Source organism: Amycolatopsis sp. NPDC051373 (assembly GCF_040689465.1).
Lineage (GTDB): Bacteria > Actinomycetota > Actinomycetes > Mycobacteriales > Pseudonocardiaceae > Amycolatopsis.
In genome coordinates this window covers 291,184-309,002 of record NZ_JBFBAE010000006.1, presented here as the reverse complement: position 1 = coordinate 309,002, position 17,819 = coordinate 291,184, and the positions used below count along the sequence as shown (strand labels likewise).

15 protein-coding genes are annotated in these 17,819 nt (G+C 70.2%); 13 read left to right on the top strand and 2 right to left on the bottom strand.

The genetic code is table 11. From position 1 onward, the window contains the following. The first annotated feature begins 99 nt into the window (after positions 1 to 99). The 5 genes from eccCa to AB0383_RS13900 all read left to right on the top strand — a co-directional run bounded on the left by eccCa (position 100) and on the right by AB0383_RS13900 (position 7,504). A complete protein-coding gene (gene eccCa / locus AB0383_RS13920; RefSeq protein ID WP_364183353.1) occupies positions 100 to 4,110 on the top strand; it encodes a type VII secretion protein EccCa in 4,011 nt (1,336 codons plus the stop codon). A gap of 58 nt (positions 4,111 to 4,168) precedes the next feature. Continuing rightward, the gene (locus tag AB0383_RS13915) at positions 4,169 to 6,217 is read left to right on the top strand and encodes a type VII secretion-associated protein (protein WP_366187266.1); all 2,049 of its coding nucleotides are present in this window, start codon (positions 4,169 to 4,171) and stop codon (positions 6,215 to 6,217) included. Positions 6,218 to 6,227: 10 nt separating this feature from the next. Continuing rightward, on the top strand, positions 6,228 to 6,593 hold the full coding sequence (locus tag AB0383_RS13910) for a hypothetical protein (protein WP_220246109.1): 366 nt from the start codon (positions 6,228 to 6,230) through the stop codon (positions 6,591 to 6,593). Positions 6,594 to 6,837: 244 nt separating this feature from the next. After that, a complete protein-coding gene (locus tag AB0383_RS13905; protein WP_220246110.1) occupies positions 6,838 to 7,161 on the top strand; it encodes a WXG100 family type VII secretion target in 324 nt (107 codons plus the stop codon). Between the two features lie 58 nt (positions 7,162 to 7,219). Next, a complete protein-coding gene (locus tag AB0383_RS13900) occupies positions 7,220 to 7,504 on the top strand; it encodes a WXG100 family type VII secretion target (protein ID WP_364183346.1) in 285 nt (94 codons plus the stop codon). 149 nt (positions 7,505 to 7,653) lie between these two features. Here the strand turns inward: AB0383_RS13900 and AB0383_RS13895 are convergent, their stop codons facing one another. Together AB0383_RS13895 and AB0383_RS13890 are read right to left on the bottom strand one after the other, a co-directional pair. Further along, positions 7,654 to 8,484: a DUF4333 domain-containing protein gene (locus tag AB0383_RS13895; protein WP_366187263.1), complete on the bottom strand. Its 831-nt coding sequence runs from the start codon at positions 8,482 to 8,484 to the stop codon at positions 7,654 to 7,656. Positions 8,485 to 8,506: 22 nt separating this feature from the next. Continuing rightward, positions 8,507 to 9,397, bottom strand: a complete 891-nt coding sequence (locus AB0383_RS13890) for a hypothetical protein (RefSeq protein WP_366187261.1) — start codon at positions 9,395 to 9,397, stop codon at positions 8,507 to 8,509. A gap of 269 nt (positions 9,398 to 9,666) precedes the next feature. Between AB0383_RS13890 and rplM the strand changes: the two genes are divergently transcribed. The 8 genes from rplM (at position 9,667) to AB0383_RS13850 (ending at position 17,761) form a co-directional block, all read left to right on the top strand. Continuing rightward, positions 9,667 to 10,119, top strand: coding sequence for a 50S ribosomal protein L13 (gene rplM / locus AB0383_RS13885; protein WP_220246114.1), 453 nt, complete (start codon positions 9,667 to 9,669; stop codon positions 10,117 to 10,119). A gap of 50 nt (positions 10,120 to 10,169) precedes the next feature. Next, positions 10,170 to 10,640, top strand: a complete 471-nt coding sequence (gene rpsI, locus AB0383_RS13880; protein WP_364183552.1) for a 30S ribosomal protein S9 — start codon at positions 10,170 to 10,172, stop codon at positions 10,638 to 10,640. A gap of 442 nt (positions 10,641 to 11,082) precedes the next feature. Then, positions 11,083 to 12,420: a phosphoglucosamine mutase gene (gene glmM / locus AB0383_RS13875; protein WP_364183337.1), complete on the top strand. Its 1,338-nt coding sequence runs from the start codon at positions 11,083 to 11,085 to the stop codon at positions 12,418 to 12,420. A 134-nt stretch (positions 12,421 to 12,554) separates the two neighbouring features. After that, positions 12,555 to 12,866 carry a hypothetical protein gene (locus tag AB0383_RS13870; protein ID WP_364183334.1) on the top strand — a complete coding sequence of 104 codons (312 nt, stop codon included), beginning with the start codon at positions 12,555 to 12,557 and terminating at the stop codon, positions 12,864 to 12,866. Further along, on the top strand, positions 12,863 to 15,475 hold the full coding sequence (locus tag AB0383_RS13865; RefSeq protein WP_366187258.1) for a hypothetical protein: 2,613 nt from the start codon (positions 12,863 to 12,865) through the stop codon (positions 15,473 to 15,475). The genes AB0383_RS13870 and AB0383_RS13865 overlap by 4 nt, the downstream gene beginning before the upstream one ends. Positions 15,476 to 15,498: 23 nt before the next feature. Beyond that, positions 15,499 to 15,957, top strand: a complete 459-nt coding sequence (locus AB0383_RS13860; RefSeq protein ID WP_364183328.1) for a hypothetical protein — start codon at positions 15,499 to 15,501, stop codon at positions 15,955 to 15,957. A gap of 122 nt (positions 15,958 to 16,079) precedes the next feature. Further along, positions 16,080 to 16,379: a hypothetical protein gene (locus AB0383_RS13855; RefSeq protein ID WP_364183325.1), complete on the top strand. Its 300-nt coding sequence runs from the start codon at positions 16,080 to 16,082 to the stop codon at positions 16,377 to 16,379. Further along, a complete protein-coding gene (locus tag AB0383_RS13850; protein ID WP_366187255.1) occupies positions 16,376 to 17,761 on the top strand; it encodes a hypothetical protein in 1,386 nt (461 codons plus the stop codon). The genes AB0383_RS13855 and AB0383_RS13850 overlap by 4 nt, the downstream gene beginning before the upstream one ends. Positions 17,762 to 17,819: the final 58 nt, after the last annotated feature.

The following is a 17,819-nucleotide window of genomic DNA, read 5'->3' as shown; positions in this document are numbered from 1 at the left end:
GTTGGCCGGAATTCCCCGGCGACGTTCGATAGGTTGTCACGCGCGCCCGAGCGCAGGAGCCGGCCGGCATTCGTCGAGTTGGAATAGAGGGGTCCTTCGATGAGCACGCTTCAGTTCAAGAAGTCGCCACGGCTGGCGGCGCCGCGCCCGCCGGGCGGCGAGGTGCACCTCGAACCCCCACCCGAAGTACCCCGCACGATCCCGGGCAACATCGTCGCGAAGGCGATTCCGGGGGTCATGATCTTCGCCTCGCTCGGGATGATGGTCTTCATGTTCACGGCGGGTGGGAAGAACCCGACCACGATCATGATGAGCGGCATGATGCTGATGGGCACCGTCGGCATGCTCGCCGGTGGTGGCGGCAAAGGCGGCGGGGCCAAGAAGGCCGAGATGGACGAGGACCGCAAGGACTACCTGCGGTACCTGGGCCAGATGCGCGACCGCGCCCGCGAGGCGATGGTCGACCAGCGCGCCGCGCTCGAATGGGTGCACCCCGACCCGCAGTCGCTGTGGTCGCTCGCGGCCAGCCGCCGCATGTGGGAACGCCGGCAGAACGACCAGGACTTCCTGCACCTGCGCGTCGGCCGCAGCTCCCACCGCCTGGCCACGCGGCTCGTGCCGCCGCAGACCGGCCCGGTCGACGAGCTGGAGCCGATCGCCACCCTCGCGCTGCGCCGGTTCGTGCGGGCGCACTCGATCGTGCCCGACCTGCCCACGCAGATCACCCTGCGCGGGTTCGCCGCGGTGAGCATGCAGGGCGAGCGCTCGCTCACGCGTGGCCTCACCCGCGCGATGCTCGCGCAGCTGGTCGCCTTCCACAGCCCCGACGACGTGATGATCGCGATCGCCACCGCGGGCCGCGCGAAGGAGGAGTGGGAGTGGGCGAAGTGGCTCCCGCACGTCCAGCACCCCACGATGTCCGACGGCATCGGCCAGCTCCGCATGATGGCCGGCTCGCTCGCCCAGATCGAGCAGTGGCTCGACGAGGAGCTGCGTGACCGGCAGCGGTTCTCCCGCAACGCCACGCCGGCGCCCGACCAGCCGCACGTCGTGATCATCATCGACGACGCCGAGGTCACGCGCGAAGAGCAGATCATCCTCGAGGAGGGCTTGGTCGGCGTCACGCTGGTCGACCTGTCCGACACCCTCGGGAACCTGTCGGCCCGCCGCGGGCTGCGGCTCGTGGCCGAGCCCGACCGCCTCGGCGCGCGCAGCGCCGGCGGCGTCGAGTGGTTCGGCCGGCCGGACACGCTGTCGGTGGTCGAGGCCGAGGCGCTCGCCCGCCTGATCGCGCCGTACCGCGTCGGAGGCGGTGGCGGCACGGAGGCGTCGGACGACGAGCCGTTGCTCTCGAACCCCACGCTGCTGGAGCTGCTCGGCATCCCGGGCGACCCGATGACGTTCGACGTGCAGGGCGCCTGGCGCCCGCGGCCGGTGCGCGACCGCTACCGCGTGCCGTTCGGCGTCGGTGAGTACGGCCAGGCCGTCGAGCTGGACATCAAGGAAGCGGCGATGGAGGGCATGGGCCCCCACGGCCTGTGCATCGGGGCGACCGGTTCCGGTAAGTCGGAGTTCCTCCGCACGCTGGTGCTGGGCCTGCTCGCCACGCACTCGAGCACGTCGCTCAACATGATTCTCGTCGACTTCAAGGGTGGTGCGACGTTCCTCGGCCTGGACAAGGCCCCGCACGTCGCCGCCACGATCACCAACCTCGCGGGCGACCTCACGCTGGTCGACCGCATGAAGGACGCCATCGCGGGCGAGGTGTCCCGGCGCCAGGAAGTGCTGGCGAAGGGCAACTACAAGAACGTGTGGGACTACGAGAAAGCGCGCGAGAACGGCGCCGACCTCGACCCGCTGCCCGCGCTGTTCATCTGCATCGATGAGTTCTCCGAAATGCTCACGGCGAAGCCGGACTTCATCGACATCTTCCTCCAGATCGGCCGTGTCGGCCGGTCGCTGCAGATGCACATGCTGCTCGCGTCGCAGCGGCTGGAGGAGGGCAAGCTGCGTGGTCTGGACACCTACCTGTCCTACCGGATCGGTCTGAAGACCTTCTCGGCCGCGGAGTCGCGCGCGGCGATCGGCGTGCCGGACGCGTTCGAGCTGCCGTCGATCCCGGGTTCGGGCTACCTCAAGTACGACACGTCCACGATGGTGCGGTTCAAGGCGTCGTACGTGTCGGGCCCGTACCGCCCCGCCGGTATCAAGGCGGCCGGGCCGGTGGCCACGGTCGTGCGCGCGGACAAGCGCCCGCAGCTGTTCGTGCCCGACTTCGTCGAGCTGCCGCCCGAGCCGGAGCCGCAGTTCGAACCGGTCGAAGAGGTGGCGAAGCCGAAGGAGTCGGAGGAGGCCACCGAACCGAGTGAGCTCGAGGTGATGGTCGACCGGTTCATCGGCCAGGGCCCGCCCGCGCACGAGGTGTGGCTGCCGCCGTTGGACGAGTCCAACTCGCTCGACACGATGCTGCCTAACCTCAACCCCACCGACGACCGCGGCCTCTCCCCGGTCGGGTTCTTCGGCAACGGTCGGCTGCAGGTGCCGCTGGGCATCGTCGACCGGCCGTTCGAGCAGCGGCGCGACCTGCTGTGGGCCGACTTCTCCGGTGCCGCCGGTCACGCGGTGATCGCCGGTGGTCCGCAGGCCGGCAAGTCGACCATGCTCCGCACGCTGATCATGTCGATGGCGCTCACGCACACGCCCGATGAGGTGCAGTTCTACGCACTCGACCTCGGTGGTGGCACGCTCGCCGGCCTTGCCGATCTGCCGCACGTCGGTGGCGTGGCCGTGGCCCGGCGCGAGCCTGACAAGGCCCGCCGGATCGTGGCCGAGCTGACCACGCTCATGACCGAGCGCGAAGGCCGGTTCGGCGCGCTGGGCATCGACTCGATGACCGAGTTCCGCAACCGCAAGCGCCGCGGCGAGATCCCCGCCGAGCAGGACCCGTTCGGCGACGCGTTCTTGATCGTGGACAACTGGCGTGCGATCCGCGACGACTTCGACGAACTCGAGGCGTCGATCACGCGGCTGGCCCAGCAGGGTCTGTCATACGGCATCCACGTGGTCATCTCCGCCAACCGGTGGGCCGACCTGCGCCCGGCGATCAAGGACATGCTGGGCACCCGGTTCGAGCTGCGCCTCGGTGACCCGACCGAGTCGGACATCGACCGCCGCATCGCGGTCAACATCCCGGCCGGGCGTCCCGGCCGTGGTCTGACCCGCGACAAGCTGCACATGCTCACGGGACTGCCGCGCATCGACGGCTCCAGCGACGCCGAGTCGCTGGCCGCGGGTGTGGCCGACGCCGTCGCGAAGATCCGCGGCGCCTGGCGTGGCCGCACCGCACCGCAGGTCCGCCTGCTGCCCGAGATGATCACCTACGAAGAAGTCCTCAAGATCGACGCCAACCGCAACACGAAGCTGGTGCCCTTCGGCGTCAACGAGGACAACCTTGCTCCGGTCTACCTCGACTTCGACGCCGAGCCGCACTTCTTCGCGTTCGCCGACGGCGAGTCGGGCAAGACGAACCTGCTGCGCCAGATCGGCCGCGGGATCGCCGAGCGGTACTCGCCGCAGGAGGGCGTGATCCTCCTGGTCGACTACCGGCGCACGATGCTCGGCTTCCTCGAGGGTGACTCGCTGCTCGGGTACGCCGTGTCGTCGAACCAGCTGGACAGCATGGTCAAGGACGTGCACGGGTCGATGACCCGGCGCCTGCCTGGCCCGGACGTCACGCAGGACCAGCTGCGCAACCGGTCGTGGTGGACCGGACCGGAGCTGTTCATCCTGGTCGACGACTACGACCTGGTGGCCACGCAGACGTCCAACCCGCTCAAGCCGCTGGCCGACTTCCTCGCCCAGGCGAAGGACGTCGGCCTGCACCTGATCATCGTGCGCCGCACCGGTGGTGCGTCGAGGGCCTCCTACGACCCGGTCATCGGCAAGCTCAAGGAGATCGCGGCGCCGGGCATGGTCATGAACGGCTCGAAGGACGAGGGCGTGCTGATCGGCAACATCCGGCCCGCCGCGATGCCGCCGGGCCGGGGCGTGATGCTCAGCCGCAAGAACGGCCGGCAGCTCGTGCAGGTGTCGTGGATCCAGCCCGACTGATTTCGGTGGCCGGCCGCGGCGTGCGCGGCCGGTGCCCGGGCGACGGCAGGAGTGACGGGTGACGGTGCGGGTCGCGGTGGACTTCGGGACCACCAGCACCTGCGTCGTCGCCTCCGTCAACGGCCGCGAGCCGCAGGTCGTGGTGATCGACGGCCAGCCGTTGATGTCGTCGGCGGTCTTCGCGGCCGCCGACGGCACGCTGTTCGTCGGCCAGGAGGCCGAGCGGCAGGCGGCCGTCGACCCGTCGCGCTACGAACCGAACCCGAAGCGGCGCATCGACGAGGGTGACCTGCTGCTCGGCGACTCCGTGCTGCGGGTCACCGACGTCGTCCACGCCGTGCTCGGCCGGGCGGTGGCCGAGGCGCGCCGCATCGCGGGCGACGCCGAGGTCGACCTCCTCGTGCTCACGCATCCTGCAGACTGGGGTGCGATCCGCACCCGGCTGCTGCGGCAGGCCGCGGGCGGGCTGGCGCGCGAGGTCGCGCTGGTGCCCGAACCGGTGGCCGCGGCCGTGTACCACGCGGCCACCTTCGCGCCCGTCGCGCAGCCGGACGGGCGGACCGTGGAGTTCAGCGGCCGCCGCGGCGAAGCGCTCGCGGTGCTCGATCTCGGGGGCGGCACGGTCGACGTCAGCGTCGTGCGGCGGCTGCCCGAGGCCGGGCGTGGGCCGGGCGCTCGTGGCGGCTTCCAGGTACTCGCGACCCGTGGCGACCCGAGCTTCGGTGGTGCCGACATCGACCAGGCCCTGCTGGAGCACATCGGCTCGCTCGTGTCGGGCGCCGATCCGGACGCGTGGCAGCAGCTGGTCACGGGCCGCGAGCTCGCCGACCGGCGCCGTCGCCGCGTGCTGCGCCAGGACGTGCGCGGTGCGAAGGAGACGCTGTCGCGCCACACGTACACCGACGTGCCGATGCCGCCGCCGTTCGCCGACGCGCACGTGACGCGCGAGGACCTCGAGAAGCTCATCGCGGCGCCGCTCGGGCGCACGGTGGAGCTGACCAGCGCGGCGATCGCCGACGCCGGGCTGCGGCCCAAGCAGCTCACCGCGATCTTCCTCGTCGGCGGTTCGAGCCGGATCCCGATGATCTCCCGCCTGGTCCACGAGCGCACCGGCGTGGTGCCCACGAGCCTCGACCAGCCGGAGACGGTGGTGGCGCGCGGCGCGCTGCGGGCGGTGCTCGTGGACCCCGACCGCACGGGCGCGCTGCCCGGCGCTTCGGTGGGGCGCCGGGCCGGTGCGCCCGGCGGCGTTCCGGCGGCCGAGCAGCGCACCGAAGTCGTGCGCCCCGGCGGCGAGCTGCCGAGCGCGCAGGCCGACGGTGACGGCCGCACCGAGCTGTTGTCGCGGCCGGCTGCGCCACGGGTTCAGCCGAGGCCCCAGTCCGTGCCTCAGTCCGTGCCTCAGTCAGGGTCGCCGGTTCCGGTCGTCCGGCCGACGCCGGGCCGAGGTTTCGCCGGACCTGCGCCAGGTGGGCCGCGTCCCGCTCAGCCGGGTGGTCCAGGCCGCCCGCCGGGACAGCCGTGGCCGCCGGAGAGCGGCGGCACCGGCAAGAGCGCCGGCCGGAAGCGGCTGTGGGGGATCGGCGCGGTCGTGGCGGTGGTCGTGGTCGTCGCCGCGGTGGTGCTGTTCGTGGTGAACCAGGGCAGCGGTGACGACCCGGCGGGGCTGCCGGGCAAGACGTTCGTCCAGTACGACTTCAGCGTCAGCGCGCCCCAGGACTGGGTCCAGACCTCCGACCAGGTCGCCGAGCGCCAGGTGATCCTGCACCCGCAGGACGCGTCGGCCGGCAACGACCTCGTGGTCGCCCAGGAGTTCGTGATGGACTACGACGCGACCGTCGACCGCGCGCAGCTCGTGAACTCTTTGCAAGCGCAGGCGGCCAGGGACCCGAACTACAGCGCCTTCGATCCGAACCTGACGTACGGTGGCCGCACCGTGATCGGGTACCACCAGCGCAAGAGCGACCAGCTCACCGTGAGCTGGTACGTGGTGGTGCAGGGGAAGATCCGGGTGCACGTGGGGTGCCAGTACGAAGCCCCCGCGTTGCGGCAACGCGTCGACACGGCCTGCGAGCAGATCGTGTCGACGCTGAAGATCACCAGCTGAAGGAGTGCCCGTGCCGTCGGAACCCGAGTCCGCCGCGGCGGCTTTCACGCGAGCGGGGCAGGACGCGGTCACGCACGCGCGCCGGGTCGCCGGCACCGCGCTCGCCCGCAACGTCCGCCACCGCGAGGACAACCGGGAACTGATGAAGGCCTACGCCCGCCACCGGCTCGCGGGCGGCGGCGCCGTCGAACCGACTCCGCGGGTGCTGCGCGGTGCCGCCGCCCGGTTCCGCGCGGCGTGCGGCCTGCCGATGCCGCACCTGCCGACGGAGGCCGAATTGGTCCGGTCCGAGCCCGAAGTTCCCTCGCCGGCCGCACGAACGAGTGATGACGAAGAGGACTTTTCGCAGTTGCGAATCATGAGCCGGGAACCGTGAAACTGGTTCATTCCGGCTGTGCGTGTGCTAATTGCCCAGTAGGCCAAGGGTTTTGCGACTTTTCCCGGCGGCGTCGCGCTCGGCTCGGCGGCGTCGGTTCCCCCGAGTGGCGTTCACGCAAGCAACTACTTGGGAAATCTCGCACCAAGGGTGAACCGAACCTGGCACTGTCTTCGTCGTAGGGGTGTACGGCGGAAACAGGACGCCGGTACGCACGACCAATGAGATGAAGGGGGTAGTTCCCATGGCGGCTGGCGGCTTTGAAGGAACTCCGGAAGAGTTCACCAACGCTGAGAACCAGGTCACCGATGTTCGCGTCGCGATGGACCAGCGGCTCTCCACGCTGCAGGGCGAGATCGAAGCCACCCGCGCGGGCTGGGACGGCGAAGCGGCTCAGGCGTTCAACAACGTCATGCAGCGCTTCGACGAGTCGGGCAAGAAGCTGAACCAGTCGCTCCAGCGCATTGCGGACCTGCTGCAGGAAGCCGGCTCCAAGTACCAGCGCACTGAAGCCGAGCAGAACGAAATCGTGAGCAGCTTCAACAAGGGCTTCGGCGTCCTCGGCTGAGTCGAGCGTCAACGTTCAGTTCATCCATTCCACACCCCGACTTTGACAGGAGTACGACATGGCACGCATCCTCGTTGACCCGGCCACGATCCACCGGGCGGCTGACGACTGCAACTCGACCACCAAGGACCTGAAGTCCTCGTTCGACCGGCTCAAGGAAGACCTGAGCAAGCTCACGAACACCTGGACCGGTGCGGCCAAGGACAACTACCTGAAGGCCCAGGCCGACTGGGACAACAGCTTCAACGACCTCACCCAGCTGCTGGCGCAGATCGCCATCGCGCTGCCCGAGATCGCCGACGGTTACACCAAGACCGACAAGGACGTCGAGAACCTCTTCTGATTCTCGGGTTCTGACGAAACCACGGCGGGCTCCGCACTTCGGTGCGGGCCCGCCGTTTTCGTTGTGGCGCAATCGTGTGCGGGGCAAGTTTTCGTGTGTGGGAAAGGCGATTCGCCGCGTCCGGTGTGGACTGGCGCGTCCCCGGGCACTCAGTGCGGCGCGCCGACCTCGTACTCGGGCTTGTCGTTGAGCACCCGCACAGTGACCTTGCGCGGCTGCCCACCGAGCTGCAGCGTGCAGTCGAAGGTGGTGCCGTTCTGCGTGGACTCACCCGAAGGGCAGGCCACGTTCTTCACGTCGGGTTCGCCGTAGTTCTCGGCGAGCACGCGGGAAACGCCGTCCTGCAACGACTTCTGGTCGAGCGTGTCCCCTTGGAACGCGCCAAGCAGCCACGCCGCGCCGCCGCCGATGATCACCACGGCCACGGCCGCGCCAGCGATCACCCACGGCCGCTTCGAGCGCGGGGCCTTCTTCACGGCTTCGGCGGAGAACGCGCCGAGTCCGCCGTACGTCGTCGGCTGGAACCCGCCGCCGAACGCCGCGCCCGGCTGCTGCGGCGGCACGCCCGGCACCTGCTGCGCCTGCTGTCCGGTGGCGTAGGGCTGCTGCTGCGGTCCGCTCGCCGGGTTCGCGTACGGCTGTAGACCATTCGCCGCATACTGCTGCGGGGCGACACCGGGGTACGACTGCTCTCCCGGGTTCACGTACTGCTGGGGATTGGCGTACGGCTGCCCGCCGGTGTTGGGGTACTGCGCCGGCGTTCCCTGCGACCACGGGTTTTGCTGCTGCGGCGGGTTTTGCGGCTGCTGCCACGCACCCTGCTGAGCGCCACCTTGCTGCATCGGGCCTTGCTGCGTCGGGCCCTGCTGCCACTGGCCGGCGTACTGGGCTTCCTGCGCACCGGGGCCGCCGGCTGCGGGCGCCGCGGGGGGTTGCCACCACTGCTGTGGTTGCCGGTGCTGCTCGGGCGGCTGGGTCATCGGAGGTCACCTCGGGTGCTCATCAGTTGCCCTGCAGCTGGGCGAGCCGGTTGTAGAAATCCTGCTTCGCGGCGTCGTCCGGCAGTGCGGTGATCTGGCTCGCGTCCGGCAGCTTCGGCAGGTCCTGCGCGGTCGCCTTGCCGGTGAAGCGGAAGTCGTAGTTGAGCTCGATGTTGTGGCCGTCGCCGGAGAACTTGGCGGCCATCACGAACTCGGCGAGCGAACCGTCCGGCTTGAGCTTGATCGTGGTGGGGATCACGGACTTGTTCAGCTGCGGCCCCACCTCCTTGAGCAGCGAGTCGGGCAGCAGCTCCACGCGTTTGTCGAGGAACTGCGAGAAGGGGACGTTCACGGTCAGCTCCGCCGAGCCGTCGGCCGAGCTCTTCGCGCCGCGTACGGCCTTCTTGTCGGCGTTGTACGAGTCGTCTACGGCGTTGGCCATCTTGCAGGCCGTGAGCACGCCACCCCACGCGCACGGCTGGATCAGCCCGGCCTCGGGCTTCGGCATCGACACCCACGCCGTCGGCTCGAGCGACTTGTACGTGGGGCCGAGGTAGACGTACTCGAGCGTCCCGTCGGCGGGGGTGAACGTGTCGATGATCTCGTCGGGGTTCTTCTGCGACCGGTTGTGGACCACGCGGCTCTCGGGGCTGCCGGTGCGGGCCGAGGTGATCACGCTGTGGATCCACTTGTCGTCGAACTTGAAGTAGGCGTCGGCGGAGTTGGTGACGTCGCGCGCGTCGAGGATGGAGTTCTCGAGCTTCGACATCGCCTTCTCGAACTTGGCGCCGACGTAGGCCGAGGCCTGGTCGCCGTTGGGCAGCGCGGTGCCGGCGCGAGCCTGCCCGCACGCGGTCGCGAGCACCAGCACGGCGCCCAGGGCGAGCGCCGCTTGGCGTGCCCGTTTCGTCATCGCTTTCCCCCGGGGATGTTCGGCTGTCCGCGCGGATCGTCTCATCTTGACGGGTCATGCGGGCCCGCGTGGGTGGTTCCGTGACCTCGGCCGCTAGAATCATCGGTGCGGTCCGAGGTGCCCGGTTTCGGGGGTCTCGACCGGCGGGCACCCCCCGCTGCACGGGTCACGTAAGCAGAGGCGTATCTTCATATGTCGTTGTGCGTTGCGGCGCGTCAGCGCTAGGCCCGCACAGAACCCACACGCAATGTTGACGACGAGGTAGACCCTTGCCCACGTACAGCCCCAAGCCCGGCGACGTCACTCGTGCCTGGCACGTGATCGACGCCGAGGATGTCGTGCTCGGCCGGCTCGCGACCGAGGTCGCCACGCTGCTGCGCGGCAAGCACAAGCCGACTTATGCCCCGCACGTGGACACCGGCGACTTCGTCGTCATCGTCAACGCCGAGAAGGTCGCGCTCACTGGTAACAAGCGCGACCAGAAGTTCGCGTATCGCCACAGTGGCTACCCCGGTGGTCTGCGCAAGCGTTCCTTCGGCGAGCTGCTCGACACCAAGCCCGAGCACCTTGTCGAAAAGGTCGTGAAGGGCATGCTGCCGAAGAACAAGCTCGGCCGCGCCATGGCCAAGAAGCTGAAGGTGTACGCCGGCCCGCAGCACCCGCACGCCGCGCAGCAGCCGCAGGCGCGCGAGATCACCAAGATCGCGCAGGTCGCGCAGTGAGTGAGGAACAGTCTGTGACCAGCACCGAGACCGAGGCCGTCGAGGCCGTTGTGGCCACGTCGGAGACCCCCGCGGTCGGCGACGCTGTCGCGACCAGCGAGACGCCCGCCGCCCCGCGCCCGTCGCGTGCCGCGGGTGGCAACGCCCAGACCGTCGGCCGTCGCAAGGAGGCCGTGGTCCGCGTCCGCGTCGTCCCCGGTACCGGTGAGTTCAAGCTCAACGGCCGCACCCTCGCGGAGTACTTCCCGAACAAGGTGCACCAGCAGCTCATCCGTGAGCCCCTGGTCACGGTCGACAAGCCGGACTCGTTCGACATCTTCGCCAACCTCCACGGCGGCGGCATCTCGGGCCAGGCCGGCGCTCTGCGCCTCGCCATCGCCCGCGCCCTGGTCGAGGTCGACGCCGACGACCGCCCGGCCCTCAAGAAGGCCGGCTTCCTGACTCGTGACGCGCGCGCCACGGAGCGGAAGAAGTACGGCCTCAAGAAGGCCCGTAAGGCTCCGCAGTACTCGAAGCGCTGATGGCGTAGGTGGTCGTGGGGGAGTCTGCGGCTTCGTTCGCAGGTGAGCCATGCTCACGCCTGGCGGCGCTTCGCCGGGGCTCTCTCCACGATCACATCGGGGGTCGAACCCCCAAACCCCCGCCAGGGGGCAAGCCCCCTGGACCCCCAGTGGGTCGCGCTGGCTTGGTGCGTTGCCGGCCGCGCGGGGTCTGAAGTGCTTGGCCACGTGAGAGGCAACCTCGGGAGCGCCCATCCGTCCACCGGATGGGCGCTCTCGTGCTTTCCGCAGTGGTCAAGAATGCTGTCTGAACGTGTTCTCTGGGACCTCATGCGTCCCATCCGCCCCACAGTGATGCATTTCGCGCGCGGTCCGCGACATTCCTGGGGTGGGGGCAGGGCCCGGCCGGGTCGCAGCCGCCGCTAGGTTGTCGTGGTCGATTTGGACCTAGGAGGTCGTGGAGATGGCCCGACTGTTCGGCACCGACGGGGTACGAGGCGTGGCCAACGCCGAGCTGACCCCCGAGCTGGCGCTTTCGCTCGCGGCCAGCGCCGCGCGTGTGCTCGCCGCGCACGACCGTTCGCACCGCCCGGTGGCCGTGGTCGGCCGCGACCCGCGCGCCAGCGGCGAGATGCTGGAGGCCGCCGTGGTGGCGGGACTCGCGTCGGCCGGCGCTGACGTGCTGCGTCTCGGCGTGCTGCCGACGCCCGCCGTCGCGTACCTCGTGGGCGCGCTGGAGGCCGATCTCGGCGTGATGATCTCGGCTTCGCACAACCCCATGCCGGACAACGGCATCAAGCTCTTCGCCGCGGGCGGGCACAAGCTCCCCGACAGCATCGAGGACGAGATCGAGGCCGGCCTCGGCGGCGCCGACGTCGTCCGCCCGACGGGCTCGGGCGTCGGCCGCGTGTCCGACGTCTCCGACGCGCTCGACCTGTACGTCGACCACCTGGTCTCGGCCACGCCGCACCCCCTCGACGGCCTGAAGGTCGTGGTGGACTGCGCCAACGGCGCGTCCGCCGTCGCCGCCCCCGAGGCCTACCGCCGCGCCGGCGCCGAGGTCGTCGCCCTCCACGCGGAGCCCGACGGCATCAACATCAACGAGCACTGCGGTTCGAACCACCCCGACCTGCTCCGCGCCGCCGTCGTCGAGCACGGCGCCGACCTGGGCATCGCCCACGACGGCGACGCCGACCGCTGCGTCGCCGTGGACGCCTCGGGCGAGCTCGTGGACGGCGACCAGATCATGGCCGTGCTGGCCCTCGCGCTGGCCGAGGACGGCGAGCTGGTGAAGGACACGCTCGTCGCCACCGTGATGAGCAACCTGGGCCTGCACCTCGCGATGAAGGCCCACGGCATCACGGTCATCACCACGTCCGTCGGCGACCGCTACGTGCTCGAAGAGCTCCGCGCCTCCGGCCTCGCCCTCGGCGGCGAACAGTCGGGCCACGTGGTCCTCCCCGCCCACGCCACCACCGGCGACGGCCTGCTGACCGCCCTGCGCCTCATGTCCCGCATGGCCGCCACCGGCAAGAAGCTCGCCGAGCTGGCGTCCGTGATGAACCGCCTGCCCCAGGTCCTCGTGAACGTCCCCGTCGCGGACAAGGCAGCCGTCGCGGGCTCCTCCGAAGTCCGCGACGCCGTCGGCGAGGTCGAAGCCGAACTCGGCGAAGAGGGCCGCGTCCTCCTGCGCCCCTCGGGCACCGAACAGCTCGTCCGCGTCATGGTCGAGGCCCCGGCCCACTCCACGGCCCAAGCGGCGGCGGACCGGCTGGCCGGTGTGGTGTCCGCGGTCTCCTGATCGTCCCGGATCGCCGAATCGCTGCGCCCGTCGTCACAGCCCGGGTACATTCCGTGTGCGAGTGCGATGGCACCGGGGGCGGGTTCCGTGCGTCCTAGAGTGCTGGAACACAGGTGCTCTAGGGAGGGCGAGTGATGGCGGGCGGCCACAAGGTCGATACTGAGGCGCTGACGAGGGCCGCGAAAGCCGTGAGCGAAATGCCGCGGAACACGCTGCAACAACCTCTCGCGGCGGTCAAGGACGTGCAGATCGTGGCCGCCGACTTCGGTGAAGCGCACGGCACCAACTTCAGTCCGTACCACTCGGGTGTCCTCCGGTTGGCTGGAATGGCCGACGCCTATCTGAAGGCCTCCGATGCCTTCGCCCAGAAGCTCAACTCGGCGGGCGGCCACTACCAGGTCAATGAGGACGCTTCCGGCTCCGCGGTGAAGGCGGCGGGCAAGTGAGCGCCGGCGAGGGCGACGACGTTCCGTCCCGCCAGGAAGTCGAGCAGATCCTCTACGACCACGATCTCGGGAAAACCCAGGCGGGCTCGGATCTGGCCTGGAAATACCTCACCTACCTCGACGGTGCCGATCCCACCAAATACGGGTTCAAGGACCAGCACGAGTTCGAGCAGTGGCGCGACCGGATCAAGCGGGACATGGGGTTGTCCGCCGATCCGCCGTCGGACGTCAACACGCACCACAGCAACAGCGACGTCTACAAGGCCTATTCGCAGGCGAAGGGCGACTACGACAAGAACCAGTCGGACGCGCGGGCGGCGGACAAGAAGGCCGCCGACGACGCCAAGGGCAAGCTCGACGCCCAAGCCGCGAAGGCTTCGCCGACGAACGCCGGCGCAAACACCTCCGACGAGATCCTCGAACTGGGCCTGCCCGGGATGAAGACATTCGACATCTGGGTGCCGCTGTTCAACCGCGCCGTCGCAGTGGTCGGGACCTACCAGCCCGCCGGCAAGGACGACCTCTACAAGCTCTACAACGAGCAGCGGAAGATCCCGTTCACGAAGTTCATGACGGGTGCCGACGAGTTCACGGCCTTGAGCGGGGCCGTGGTCAACGCCTCGACGGACGTCGAGGGCCAGCTGTCGACCAACCTCGCGGACTGGCACGGCAGCGCGGCCGACTCAGCGGGTAACTTCCGCAAGAACTACACGGCCGACGCGAAGATCGTGTCCGATTCCGCCACGCACGCGGCCGAAGCGATGAAGTCGGCCTGCGGGTCGGTCGGCAAGGCCTGCCGCGACAAGGCGAACTGGATGATCAAGTACCGGGTGGAGTCGCTCGGCCAGGTCACCGCACAGGACCTCGACCGGATCACCCGGATCGCCGAGCTGCGCAGCAACGCCAGCCAGGACGACTTCAAGCACTGCGCGAAGTTCCTGGACCAGGAATCGCAGCGGATGATCGACGACGACTCGTGCGACCTCAACGACGACACGATCAACCACATCGTCGACCAGTGCAACATCTACCTGAAGGACAACTTCGGGAAGTTCTTCGACGGGTACATCCGCGATTTCAAGACGATGTGCACCAACACGCACACCGCGGTCGACGGTGCCTGGCGCGCGCTCACCGACTTCTTCGCGCAGCTGCCGCAGGATCCGTTCTCGAACGTCGACCAGGCCGCGCCGCCGGACCCGGGCAGCACCCAGCCGTCCAGCAGCAGTGGCGGCGGTGGTGGCGGAGGCAACGGTGGCGGCGGGATGCCCTCGGCCGGTGGCGGCGGTGGGACGCCGGCGATGCCGAAGGTCGACCTGCCGAAGACGCCGGACGCGACCGACCCGGCCCTCAACCCGGTCACGCACCAGCCGCTCGAGACCGACCCCGCCACGGGCAAGCCGTACCCGATCGACCCGCGCACCGGCGAGGCGATCAAGACGGCCGAGCCCGAGACGATGACCGTCGAGCAGGGCGACCACAAGATCGCGATGACCGAGCCGGACTCCGACGGCCGCATGGGCATCACCGTCGACGACGGCACCGGGCACCCCAAGCAGTACAACCTGGACTTCGACGATCCGAAGGACGGTGCTGCCGCGGTTCCCGGGCAGCCGGGCCAGCCGGGCCAGCCGGGTCAGCTCGGTCAGCCGGGTCAACCGGTCCACTCAGGTCAGCCCGTCCAGCCGGGTCTTCCCGGCCAGCCCGGTCCGCCTGGCCAAACCACTCCCGGCTTCGGCCCCCAGGGTCACGATGGCGCTCAGCTCACCGACGCGTCCGGCAAGACCTACGAGCCAGGCCCGGACGGCAAGATCCACATCGAGGACGGCGGCCTCAAGATCACCGCGGAACAGCCGTCGGGGCCGGACGGGCCGACCGTGGTGACCGTCGACGACGGCAGCGGCGAGCCCGTCAAGTACACCCTCGGCGACGATGACAAGCCGGACGCGCTCGTGGGTGCCGACCCGACGGGCACCGCTGCGCCGGGCACCACGGCGCAGCACGGGCTGCCGGATGTGCCGGGCGCCTCCCACTCGGGCGACCTGGGCGGCCCGCAGGACGGGGCGGGCCACTCGGCCGGCACCGGCGGTGGGCTCGGCGGCCAGGACTCGCCGGCGCCCTCGAACGGGCAGGAAGCCGTCCCGCTCCACGCGGCGGACGGCGGCCCGCAGCACGCCGCGGACGTTCCGCAGCCGGCCGGCTTCACCGCCGACGCGGCGAGCCACACCGGGCAGGACGGACCCGCGGCGGTCGACGACTCGACCACCGCTCAGTCGCTGACCAACCCGCTCGACAGTCACAGCGGTTTCGAGGCCCCGGACGACTCGCTCGGGACGAGCCCGGACGCGAGCGCGCCCCTGGGCGGTGGCGCGGCCGACCCGTCGACGTCGCCGCTCGGCGCCGCGCCGACCATGGGCGACCACCCGGGCCAGCAGTCCTCCTCGATGGGGATGATGGGCGGCGGCATGATGGGCGGCGCGGGCGGAGGCGGCCAGGACCAGGAGCGGTCTTCGAGCGCGTACCGAGTCGACCGCGGGCTGTTCGAATCGACGAAGTCCGGCAACCGCATCAGCGGTTCGCTCGACGATGACCCCGTGATGGGCCGCTAGCCGGAGTCGGGAAGGGGAGTCCGATGAGTTCGCAGGACGCGCTGGCCGCGATGCGTGCCAAGCTCGCGACGTTGGAGGCCGAGAACAGCGCCCGGTCGGCCTTACTCGACCGCAACCGCGCCGAGGCGGTGGTTGAGAGCAAGGAGAAGCTCGAGAAGCAGGGCAAGATCCAGGGCGAGGTGTTCGTCCGGCTGCAGGAGCGCAACCGTCGCGCGAACGCGGCCGGCGGCTGGGCGACGGAGAAAACCGTCGGGAACCGGGCCGACGACGAGAACGACTACGGGTTCGAGGAAGACGAGACCGAGAACGAGCGCCGCGCCGGGTTCCGCACCGCCGACGATCCCGAGGTCCGCTACGGCAGGCGGCCCGCGGCTCCGGCGCCCGCGGAACAGCCGGCCGAGCCGTCCGGGCGGCATCGGCGGGCCGCGCACGCCGTCGACGACGACACCGACTTCGCCGAGACCAACTGGCTCGCGAACTGAGCTCTTTGTCGACGTCGACTCGAGCCTTCTGACTCGCTAGATTTCCGGTGCACGGACAGCGGCACCGGGCGCCGTCGGCGTGCGTCGGAGTGGGTGCGGGTCGGCGGAGTGAGGGGGTGGCCATGCCGGAGGGCAGCCACCGGGCGGACGCGGAGGCGATGCGCGCCGCGAAGGGCGCGCTCGAGGCCGCGGCGGGGCGGGTGTCCGGGGTGGCGTCGCAGGTGGTCGAGGCGGATTTCGGGCGCGGGCACGGCGGGGCGTTTGCCGCGTACCGCAACGGGTTCGCCGCGCTGGGTGACGCCGTCCAGGCTTACGCGGGCGAGCTCGCGTCGTTCGGCAGCAGCGTCGAAGTGGCGGCGGGGCGTTACGCGTCCGTCGAGGGCGAGCACGTCGACACCGCGCGGAACACGGCGAGCCGATGACCGGCGCGCTGCGTGGACCCGAGCCCGGTGGCGTCGGGGTGGTGACGTCCGACGAGGTGCTCGCGCTCGCCGCGCCGGCGCTGGATTATTTCGCGCAGTGGGCCACGGTCTGGAACGCGTTCGCGGCCACGAAGATCGATGTGGACAAGGACATCCGGGACAAGTTCCAGGACAGCGCCGGCCTCGACTTCCGCAAGTTCCTCGCCGACGCCGACGCGCTGGCCCACACACGCGACACCCTCGACTCCACCCACACCGACGCGACCACCGCCTCCACCACCCTCTTCCGCGACTGGCAAAGCCCCGCCGCGACGGCCGCTCAGAGTGCGTACAGCCGCCTCCACCCCGGCGCCTTGCTCGACCACCTCGCCGGCGCCGCCCAGCTCATCCCCGAGACGATGACCCACGTCTTCACGGCTCTGAAGACCAAAGTGGACGAAGCGCTGAAACTCCGCACCGACTCGATCGCGGGCGCGCCTTTTCCGGTGGCGCAACGGGTTGCCGTCGTGGCCCAAGGCGGCGCCGTCTCGAAGGACGAGCTGCTCGACCTCGCCCAGTGGCTCGACTCCACCAGCCCCGGCAACGACCTCCACAACCGCCTACGCGACTGCGACCCCGGCGACAACGACTACGCCACCCGCGCCGCCCGCCAATGGCTCAATGGTCCTTTCGCGACCGAGTTCAGCAGCCGCTACGCCGCGTTCCAGGGTCTGTGCGCGACGGCCACCTCCACCATCGACGGCCTTTTCCGTGTCTTGGCGGGATTTCTGGCTATTCCGGTTGATACGTCTACAGTGGACCCTTCGGTGGGTTCGCCCACTCGCACCCCTGGCCCGCCGACTCCCGCCCTCGGCATTCCCGCGGGCTCACCGACTCGTGCTCGGGGTCTTCCTGCGGACTCACCGACTCCCGCTCTTGGTCCTTCTGTGGGCTCGCCGACTCCCGCTCTTGGTCCTTCCGTGGACTCACCGACCCCCGCCCTTGGTCTCCGCGTGGTCCCGGCCGACTTCGACCCGTCGTCAGGCTCGACCTCGGGCCACCTGAACGTCCCAGACGACAGCACCACGGCCTCGGCCTCCCTCTCCGACCTCGGCGCCCACATCGTCGACCCGCCCCAGGACCAGCACCCCTCCGCGGAACTGGGCACGGCCCCCGGCGGCGACGTCACCTTCGACCCCCTCGGCCCCGGCCCCGACTCCCTCCCGGACGGCATGAACGGCTTCGGCGCCCTGCCCCTCCCCGGCCCGAGCGGCCTCGGCACCGCCCCCGGCGACCAAACACGCACGGCCGCCCGCCTCGGCACGGACGTCTTCGACACCCGCGGCTCGGCCGGCCGCATCAGCGGCTCCCTCGACGAGGGGCCCGGCGTTGACCGCCGCTGACCCGCCCGCCCCACGTCGGCCCTCGACCACCGTCGGCCAGCCTGGATCGCGGATTTCG